This is a genomic window from Geminicoccus flavidas (genome assembly GCF_009806515.1).
GTDB lineage: Bacteria > Pseudomonadota > Alphaproteobacteria > Geminicoccales > Geminicoccaceae > Geminicoccus > Geminicoccus flavidus.
The window spans coordinates 1-9064 of the sequence record NZ_WUJP01001081.1 but is presented as its reverse complement, the minus strand read 5'-3'; the positions used below and the strand labels follow the sequence as shown (position 1 = coordinate 9064).

Here is a 9064-nt window from a genome sequence, read left to right as displayed (position 1 = left end):
GGGTGAACGCCGGTGCCGCCAAGCCGACAAAGCCAATCACCCCTACCAGTGCCGTGACGCTCGCCGCCAGCCACACCGCCACCAGGATCACCAGGAACCGGGTGCCGTGCAGGGCCAGACCCAGGCTGCGCGCCTGCGCATCGCCCAGCCCCAGCACCGTGAGCGGGCGCAGCAGGAGCGCCGCCGCTAGCGCTCCGGCGGCGAGTCGGCCGGCAAGTGCCGCCGGGGCGTCCCAGCCCTGCTGGTGGAGCGAGCCCGCACCCCAGATGAACAGCGAGAGGACGTAGTCGCCCTGGGACAGAATCAGCGCCGCGCTGAGTGCCGCCGCCACCAGGGCGACCGTCATGCCGGCCAACACCACCGTCACCGGTGCCAGCCCGCCGCGCCAAGCAAGGCCCAGCACCAGCGCCACGGCAAGAACGCCGCCGGTCAGGGCCACCACCTCGCGCGGCACGCTGTCCAGCAGCGGCGAGGCCACGGCCGCGACGGTAAGCGCCAGCTGCGCGCCGGACGCTATGCCGAGGGTGGAGGGGTCGGCGATCGGGTTGCGCAGGACGCGCTGGAGCAGTGCACCCGCCAGGGCCAGCGCAGCACCGGCCAAAATGGCGGTGGCGGCGCGCGGCACAAGGCCGTGCCAGACCAAGATCCGGTCGAGGGTGGCCGCGACCGCGGGATCGCCCGGCAGAGCCGGGCGCTGAAGGATGCCGTGGAGGCATAGCAGGCAGGCCAGCAGCGCCAGCCCTACCCAGAGCAGGAGCGGCCGCCGTTCCTGCGGAGCAGAGAGGGCCATCTCAGCCAAGGCCACGTTCCTCCGGCGGCCGGGCCAAGGCGTCGACCAGCAGCCGGGCGAAACGCAAGGCGGCGGGCAGGGCACCGAACGGATTGATCGCGTCCAGGCGCAACAGGCGCCCGTCCGCCACGCCAGGCAGGGCGTTCCAGAACGCGCTACCCGGCAGCACGCGGGCGGCATCGGGCGGCACGGGCGGCACGACCACGATGGTCGCGTCCGGCACCTGGGCCAGCATCTCGATGCCGAGCGGGGCGCTCGCGGAATAGCTGGTATTCTCGCTCCAGGCATTGGCCAAGCCCAGCCGGATCAGGACCTCGCCGAACATGCTGTCCGCGCCGAACACCCGGAAATGCCGGGCATCCCCCAGATTGATCACGATCAGCGGCCGGCCGTCGCCCCCGGCGAGCTCGGTCTTTAGGACGGCCAACCGGTCCACGATCGCCTCGACCAGCCGCTCGGCGGCTTCCTGCCGGTCCAGCAGGACGCCGATCTGCCGCGTGGCCGCCTCTGCCGCGGCAAAGACCGGCTCGCCCGTGCCGTAGATGGAGATGCTCTCGACCGGTGAGATCCGACGCAGCGCCGGCTCGGCCCAGGTGTAATAGTTGGAGCTGAGGATGAGGTCGGGATCGGTCGCGCGCAGCGCCTCGTAGTTGGGCTGGCCGCGCAGGCCGATATCTGCGATCCCGTCCGGCAGGTCGGGCTCGATCACCGTGCTGCGGTAGAGTAGCAGCTCCGGGGCGGCAACCGGTACCACGTCCAGCGCCAGCAGGGTTTCCAGCAGTGCCCAGTCGACCGTCGCCACCCGCCCCGGGATGGCCCTGGCGGCAGCGGCACGCCTTGCCAGCGGCAGCGCGGCGAACCCGGCCAGCAACTGCCGGCGGCTCGGTCGGACGATCCGGCGGATCACAGCACGTAGCCGAGCGGCTCGCCGCGGGTGGGGTGCGGCAGGATACCCATGTCCAGCCCGTAGATGGCTCTGAGCACCTCCGGCCGCATGATCGCCGCCGGCGGACCCTCCGCGATGAGCTGCCCGCTCTTCAAGGCGATCAGCCGGTCGCAGGTGCGCACCGCCATGTTGATGTCGTGCAGCACCACGATCACGGTGAGTCCGGCCTCGGCGTGCGCCAGTTCCTGGACCAGGGAGAGCAGTTCGATCTGGTGGGCGATGTCGAGCGCCGACGTCGGCTCGTCCAGGAGCAGGCAGCGCGGCGACTGGGCCAGCATCAGGGCCACCCAGGCACGCTGGCGCTCGCCGCCGGACAGGCTGTCAACCGCACGGCCGGCCAGACCCATGACACCGGTGCGCGTCAGGGCCGATTCCACCGCAGCCTCGTCCCCGGCCGAGAAGCGCCGCAGCGTGCCGTGCCACGGAAACCGGCCGAGCCGCACCAACTCGCGCACGGTCATTCCGTCCGCCGCCGGAGTGAACTGCGGCAGGTAGGCGACTTGGCGGGCGAACGCGCGGTCGCCGAACTCCGCCAGCCGCCGGCCGTCGAACCGGATGGTGCCGCCGGCCGGCTGCAGCTGGCGGGCCAGCAGCTTGACCAGCGTACTCTTGCCCGACCCGTTCGGCCCGATCAGCCCGTGCACCTGACCCCTGGCGAGGGAAAGCGTCAGGGGCTGGAGGATCTGCCTGCCCGGCACTTCGAAGCTGACGCCATCGATCTGCCAGAGCGGCATCACTGCCGTCGCTGTGCTCACCACGCGTAGGTGAGCCTCCCGGTGACCGTTAGGCCGTCGCCATAGAAGCAACCGAAGTTGCCGCAGGTGGCGACGTACTTCTCATCGGTTAGATTGTTGACGTTGAGGGAGGCTCGATAGCTGCCGGCGTCGTAGTGGACTGCGGCGTCCAGCAGCGTGTTGCTGTCCAGCTCGGTCGTGTTGCTGTTGAGGTCGTAGCGGCTGCCGACGTAGCGTACGCCCCCGCCAAAGCCCAGGCCCTCGAACATGCCGGTCTGGATCGTGTAGTCGAGCCAAGCACTGGCCGAATGCTCGGGCACGTTAGCCGGGCGGTTGCCGCTATTGTCGCCGGCGGTGATCTCGGCGTCGGTGTAGGTGTAGTTCAGGATCAGGTCCAAACCCTGCATCAGGCTGGCCAGCCCGGATAGCTCGACGCCCTGGACCTTAACTTCACCCTCCTGCACCGTCTCGTTCACGCCGTTGACCAGTTCGGTTGAGGTGACGTTGGTCTGGCGCAGGTCATAGATCGCCGCGGTGAACAGGCCGTTCCAGCCCTCCGGCCGGTACTTCAGCCCGGCTTCCCATTGTTTGCCCTCGGACGGCTTGAACGCGCCGCCGCCGAGCGCAGCCGGCATGTTGCCGATCACCGGCTCGAACGAGGTCGCGTAGCTGACATACGGAGCCAGGCCGTTGCCGAACAGGTAGGTCAGGCCGGCGCGGCCGGTCCAGGCATGGTCAGTCTGATCCTGGCGGGTATTGCCGAAGTTCGAGGTGGTGGTGGAGTTGGCCTTGGCCCAGTCGTAGCGCAGGCCGAGGGTTAGGAGCCACTGCTCCCAGCGAACCTGGTCCTGGGCATAGGCGCCGATCTGGGTGAGCTCGCCGTCGTCCTTTTCCGTGTACCAGAGGCTATCCTTGGTGATGGTGGCACCGTATTGCGGGTCGAACACGTCGACCGGCGGCGCCAAGCCGAACTCGGTGAGCGTGTCGGCGTCGTGATAGCGGGCATCCACGCCCATCAGCAGGGTATGCCCCGCCGGGCCAGTGGCGAAACTGGTCTCCACCTGGTTGTCCAAGGTGAAGGTGTTCAGGTTCTCGTCGTTCCAGGACGAGCCGCGGTTGGCGAGCGTCGGATTGGTCGGATCCAGCCCGCTGAAGTAGAGGCTCCGATAGTCCCAATCCAAGAGCAGGTAGCGGCCGTTCTGGCGGAAGGTCCAGCGGTCGGCGAACCGGTGCTGGAACTCGTAGCCGATGCTGCCGAGCGTGCGGTTGGAGCTGTCGAAGTCCGGCTCGCCCAGATAGGTACGCCGCCCGAGCCGGTTCGAATCCGGCCCGACTGTGTACTGGTTCGGCAGACCCATCGGCGAGTAGGGATGGTCGTACTGAATGCTCGTCAGAAGGGTAAACGAGGTGGCGTCGGTCGGTGCCCAAGTCAGGGCCGGAGCCAGGAACAGCCGGTCGTCGTCGACATGGCGCTGCTGGGTGCCGCCGTCGCGCGCAAGGCCGGTCAGGCGATAGGCGAACTGCCCGCCCTCGCCGACCGGCCCGCCCAGGTCGAAGCTGCCGGTGTAGCGGTCGAATGTGCCTGCCTCGGCGTTGACCTCACCGAAGCTCTCCCAGGTCGGACGCTTGCTGATCAGGTTGATCATGCCGCCCGGGTTGCCCTGCCCATACAGCACGGAGGAGGGGCCGCGCAGCACCTCGACCCGCTCCAGCCCATAGGGCTCGATGGCGGTGCTGCCAAACTCGCGCACCAGCTTCAGCCCGTTCAGGTACTGGCTTTCTGCGGCGGAGAAGCCGCGGATGATCGGAACGTCGGTGCGCGGGTCGGCGCCGAACGGCTCGGCGACCACGCCCGCAGAGTAGTTCAGCGCCTGGCCGACACTCTGGACCACACGCGCCTGCATCTGGTCGGCCGTCACGGTGGAGACCGATTGCGGGATCTCCAGGACCGGCGTGTCGGTCTTGGAGCCTGTGGCTGATCGCGTGGCGACGAAGCCCTGGCCAGGCCCGGTCGGGCTCTCGGCGGCGTATTCGCCGGTGACCACCACGCTTTCCAGCTGGATGGGATCTTGCGACGCGCTGCCGGTCTCCGCCGCCGTCTGCGCGGGGAGCACGGACGGCAGCAGGCAGAGCAGTCCGACCAGGGAGGTGCTGCCCAGCAGCCGGGCCAGGCAAGCTATTTCGCCGTTCAACCCGGTCGGCCGACCATGGAAGCACATCCCTATCCTGTACAAATCCGTCCCCAAAGCGCACGGTGTCGGGTATCGTTGCGGCACCTGCCGTAATGGTGCGGGGCCGGATGTCCAGCAGAATGATTGCGAGGCAATCCAGAGTGTGACTATAATAGGATCAAGAATTATCTTAAATCATTGATACTTAATGGGCCATACTTCGCAGCAGCCAGTTGATTACCTTTGCTCGCGACGGCGGCCAGTGGCTATCACTGCACCCGCCAGCGATAAGGGCGTGAGGTGCACCTTTAGGTGCCCACCCCCAGCAAGGCAGCAGCACGAGACGTCCCGCTCCCTAAAGTCCAAGATGCTATCTGGAGTCGATCTGGACCGGTGGATGAAACGACTTGCGCTACGTGCCCGGCTCAGGTTCCAGCCAATCGATCTCATGGAGTGGCCCCAGGTCCGCGCCATCCACCCGTCAGGTGCTGATCCGGCGGTCGTAGGTGCGTTCGCGGCTGAGCTCGCATACGACCGGGCACCCCTGGACCAGCTCGATCAGGTACGCCTTCGCCTCGGCACCGCCCGGCTCGCGCAGCTTCGGCGCGACGATTCCCTTTAGAGCCGCACCGCGACGTCGCCGATCCGCAGAGTATCGCCGTCCGTGACCTCGCCGCAGCCATGAAGGGTCTCGGCGGTGGCCGGGTGCGGCAGCGGCAAGACCAGAGCGAGGATGGCGAGAAGGGCGCGCATGGACCTGCCCGTAGCGGGCGTCGGGCGCACAGGGGAAGGGCGTGCCCGACCGCCGCTCTCCAGCCACGACCTGCCTGACCAGCCTGCGAACTGGCCGCCCAAGCGACGTGGCCAACAATCAGTTAAGGATAGTGCACGCCCCCTTCAGCCCGTAGCGGGTCATCTTGCCTGTTGGGCAGAGGGATGAACTCTGCCTCATCGCCTGGCACGGTGTCGAAGCGGCCGCGCGCCCATTCCTCCTTGGCCGCCGCGATCCGCTCAGGCCGCGAGGAAACGAAGTTCCACCAGATGTAGCGCGGCCCTTCCATCGGCGCGCCGCCAAACAGCATGAACCGCGCCGCCGACGTGGCGGTGACGGTGATGCCATCCCCTGGGCGCAGCACCAGGAGTTGGGCGGGCTCGAACCGGTCACCCGCCACCTCGATCGTGCCGGCGATGGTGTAGAGCGCGCGCTCTTCGTAGGTTGCGTCGATCGGCATCCGGGCACCCGGCTCAAGCTGCACGTCGGCGTAGAGCGTCTCCGACGCGGTCGCCAGCGGCGAGGCGGCGCCGAACGCCTGTCCTGCGATCAGTCTTGCCCGGATGCCGTCGGCATCGATGACCGGCAGCGCGTCCGCCTTGTGGTGCAAGAAGGCCGGATCGGTCTCCTCCTGCGCCGCCGGCAGCGCCATCCAGGTCTGGATGCCGAACAGGCGCTGGCCGTCGCGGCGGCGCTGCTCGCTGGTGCGCTCGGAATGGACGATGCCGCGCCCAGCGCGCATCCAGTTCACCGCACCCGGCTGGATCGCCTGCTCGGTTCCCAGACTGTCGCGGTGCAGGATCTCGCCCTCGAACAGATAGGTCAGCGTCGCGAGGTTGATGTGCGGATGGGGGCGCACGTCGATGCCCTGGTCGGTCAGGAACTCCGCGGGACCCATCTGGTCGAAGAAGATGAACGGGCCGACCATCTGCCGCTTGGTGGAGGGCAGGGCGCGCCGCACCGTCATTTCGCCGAGGTCGACCGCGCGCGGCACGATCAGCGTCTCGATGACGTCCGTGGTCCGGCGGTCGCCCAGCACAGGATCGGGACAGGGGCTCCAGCTCATCGATCATCTCCATCCATGACATGGCATCTATCGGAACAGCGCCTGCACATCCCGGCTGCCCTGCATGATCCGCTCGATCACCACCCGATCCGGATGCAAGGAGTAGCAGATCAGGTAGTGCCGGAACGCCATGACCCGGATGTGCGGTGCCAGGTCAGAACGAAGCGGATAGGCCTTGGGAAAGCCGCAAAGCTCCTGGCAGCGCTTGCGCAGTTGCTGCACGAAGAGCAAGGCACGGGCCGGACTATCCGCTGCGATGTAGTCGCCGATCTCCTCCAGATCGCTCTCCGCGGCTGGTGTGAAGAAGCAGCGCATCATCCTTGCCGTTTGGCCGCAGCGTACTTGGCTTCCAGCCGATCGAACACCTGCTCCGCCGCCACTGGCTCTCCACTGGTGCGGCCCTCGGCGATCTTCTGCCGCAGCTCGGCCAGTTCCATCTCACGGGTTCGTTCTTGGGCCTGCAGGAGCCGCAGCGCCTCGCGGATGACCTCGCTGCTGGAGGCATAGGCGCCAGTCCGGACCTTGCCCCGGATCATCGCCGCCATGTCATGGGGCAGGGTGATGCTCAGTTTCTCCGTCGTACTGGCCATGCCATCCCTCTACCGATGCTAGCCGGAGGATAGCACTTGACCCTACTCGATACTACCAAGGTCCATGGGCATCCGCCTCTCGCTGAGGGTTATGCTAGCAGCAGCTGCGTCAAACGAACGGGTCTGAGCCTGCTGCCGTCATAGGGCAATAGGGTCCGCTAACTGGTGCGGGCAGCCAGCCGGACCTTGCCATCTCGACGACCACCAGAACGCCATGTCCGGAATCACCAAACTCGCCCATCCCTTGTGAGGGCGGATCAAAGAACCGGCATGGTAGAACCAGACAGAACGTTGCGGGGACCCCCGCTGCTTCCTGTCGATTTGCTCCGTATAGAGCTTGCGCCGGCATCACATCCCCCAGAAGCGCCGGCGCCTCTGTATTTCTAGAGCCACGCGCGCCCGTATCCAGGTCAGCAGCACTCAGCTGGGCCGGCTCATTTCTGGTGCGGCTCATTTGCCAGGTCCGGGCTAAGCTCCGCCAATCCCGTCGATCGACGAGAAGCGGTCGCCCGTCGCATGCCGCTGCCTGTCCGATTGCGAGGTTCACCGTCAGGCCACATCCAACCGCCAGCTTGATCTGTCGTCGCACACAACGCAGATCCAAAACAAGCATATGACAGCCGTCACATTCCAAGAATATTTAATGGCATATTATCCAACAGATATAATTAAGCTACCATCTGATACAGATTAATCCGCAGCATGCTGTTAACAACAACTATCTTACACAAGATACAACGCCAAGTAGCGTTGTAGACTTCTCATATAGTGGAAGTTATCCGAAATTGTTTTCCGAATGCACCAGCTGGCTTGCTCGGTATATTAGATCGATTCCGGATCATGACAACAAGGTCGACATGGCGCGAATTTAGCCCCATGGCATGGGAGGAGAAGCATCATGCCAAGCATGATCGATGATCATTCGGTCGTTCTCGCCCAACGCAAGCAGAGGAATGCCTGCCATGTCTGCGCCATGAAACGGCTTTGGAGAAGGCTCGGCATGGCCTCTTCGCTGGCATTTTCACTTATGGCGACCACGGCATCGAGCTTCGCTGCGGTCCCAAAGGATGGACTAGTAGCGAGGTATGACTTCAGCGGCAGTGCCCGGGACTTGTCCGGCCAAGGACACCACGGCACCGTCCATCACGCGAGACTGACAAGGGACCGTTTCGGTAGGCCTCGCCAAGCCTACTTCTTCAATGGGTCCGATGCCTACGTCGAGGTGCCGGACCACGATGTCTTCAGCCTTGCGACGACAGGGCAGCTTTCGATCTCGGTCTGGATGCGCCCAGACACCTTGGAATTCATCAGCAAAGAAGGAACCGGCTACGTGCACTGGCTGGGAAAGGGAGAGGTGGGCCAGCACGAGTGGGTGTTCAGAATGTACAGCCGCAACAACACCGAGCGCAGGGGCAATCGAACCAGCTTCTATCTGTTCAACCTGGCTGGCGGTGAAGGAGCAGGAAGCTTTGTCCAGGAGCAGGTAACTTCAGGCCGATGGTATCATTATGTAGGCGTCGCGAACAGGAACACCGACACGATCACCTGGTACAAGAACGGTAAGCAACAGGATCAGGACCCGTTCATGAACAGCCAGTACCACATCAACCCAAAGAACGGCACAGCGCCAGTCCGGATTGGGACAAGGGACTTCAAGAGCTATTTTAGGGGCGCGATCGATGACATACGCATCTATGATCGGCCCTTGTCGGCAGCGGAAGTAATGCAGCTCTATCATGAGATGCGCAGGCCATAACCAGAACCACACCTGCCAAGCGGATCGACGAGATCGAGCGCCGGCTGGTCTGCGCCAAGTGCGGCAGCCGCCACGCCAACCGGCTGGCGATCAGCATGGCACCGCGCTGATGGCGGTCTGCGGCCACTATCCCTACCTGCACGAGATCCCGCGGAGCATCTAGGGTCCGTTAGGCCCCGTTAGTTCTTGAGCCAGTCGAGGGAGGCAGCGAGGCAGAGGACGCCCATGAAGGAGCGGGC

At 65.4% G+C, this 9064-nt stretch carries 9 protein-coding genes; 1 reads left to right on the top strand and 8 read right to left on the bottom strand.

Annotated elements, in window-relative coordinates; all coding sequences use genetic code 11:
* From EQG76_RS30765 to EQG76_RS30735, 8 genes are all read right to left on the bottom strand, one after another.
* Positions 1-790 (bottom strand): iron chelate uptake ABC transporter family permease subunit (locus EQG76_RS30765; protein ID WP_200841271.1); only part of this gene is annotated, 790 nt, incomplete at its 3' end.
* Between the two features lies 1 nt (position 791).
* A complete protein-coding gene (locus EQG76_RS30760; protein WP_200841270.1) occupies positions 792-1694 on the bottom strand; it encodes an ABC transporter substrate-binding protein in 903 nt (300 codons plus the stop codon).
* Positions 1694-2470 carry an ABC transporter ATP-binding protein gene (locus tag EQG76_RS30755; protein WP_159719031.1) on the bottom strand — a complete coding sequence of 259 codons (777 nt, stop codon included), beginning with the start codon at positions 2468-2470 and terminating at the stop codon, positions 1694-1696. Before EQG76_RS30755 ends, EQG76_RS30760 begins: the two co-directional genes overlap by 1 nt.
* Positions 2471-2487: 17 nt before the next feature.
* Positions 2488-4689, bottom strand: a complete 2202-nt coding sequence (locus tag EQG76_RS30750) for a TonB-dependent siderophore receptor (protein ID WP_159719029.1) — start codon at positions 4687-4689, stop codon at positions 2488-2490.
* Between the two features lie 570 nt (positions 4690-5259).
* The gene (locus tag EQG76_RS32935) at positions 5260-5394 is read right to left on the bottom strand and encodes a hypothetical protein (protein ID WP_255476613.1); all 135 of its coding nucleotides are present in this window, start codon (positions 5392-5394) and stop codon (positions 5260-5262) included.
* Positions 5395-5516: 122 nt separating this feature from the next.
* A complete protein-coding gene (locus EQG76_RS30745) occupies positions 5517-6479 on the bottom strand; it encodes a pirin family protein (RefSeq protein ID WP_159719028.1) in 963 nt (320 codons plus the stop codon).
* A 27-nt stretch (positions 6480-6506) separates the two neighbouring features.
* A complete protein-coding gene (locus tag EQG76_RS30740; protein ID WP_159719027.1) occupies positions 6507-6797 on the bottom strand; it encodes a type II toxin-antitoxin system RelE/ParE family toxin in 291 nt (96 codons plus the stop codon).
* Positions 6794-7069 carry a type II toxin-antitoxin system ParD family antitoxin gene (locus EQG76_RS30735; RefSeq protein WP_159719026.1) on the bottom strand — a complete coding sequence of 92 codons (276 nt, stop codon included), beginning with the start codon at positions 7067-7069 and terminating at the stop codon, positions 6794-6796. The genes EQG76_RS30740 and EQG76_RS30735 overlap by 4 nt, the downstream gene beginning before the upstream one ends.
* A gap of 898 nt (positions 7070-7967) precedes the next feature.
* Here EQG76_RS30735 and EQG76_RS30730 point away from each other — a divergent pair.
* A complete protein-coding gene (locus EQG76_RS30730; RefSeq protein WP_159719025.1) occupies positions 7968-8825 on the top strand; it encodes a LamG domain-containing protein in 858 nt (285 codons plus the stop codon).
* The last annotated feature ends 239 nt before the right edge of the window (positions 8826-9064 follow it).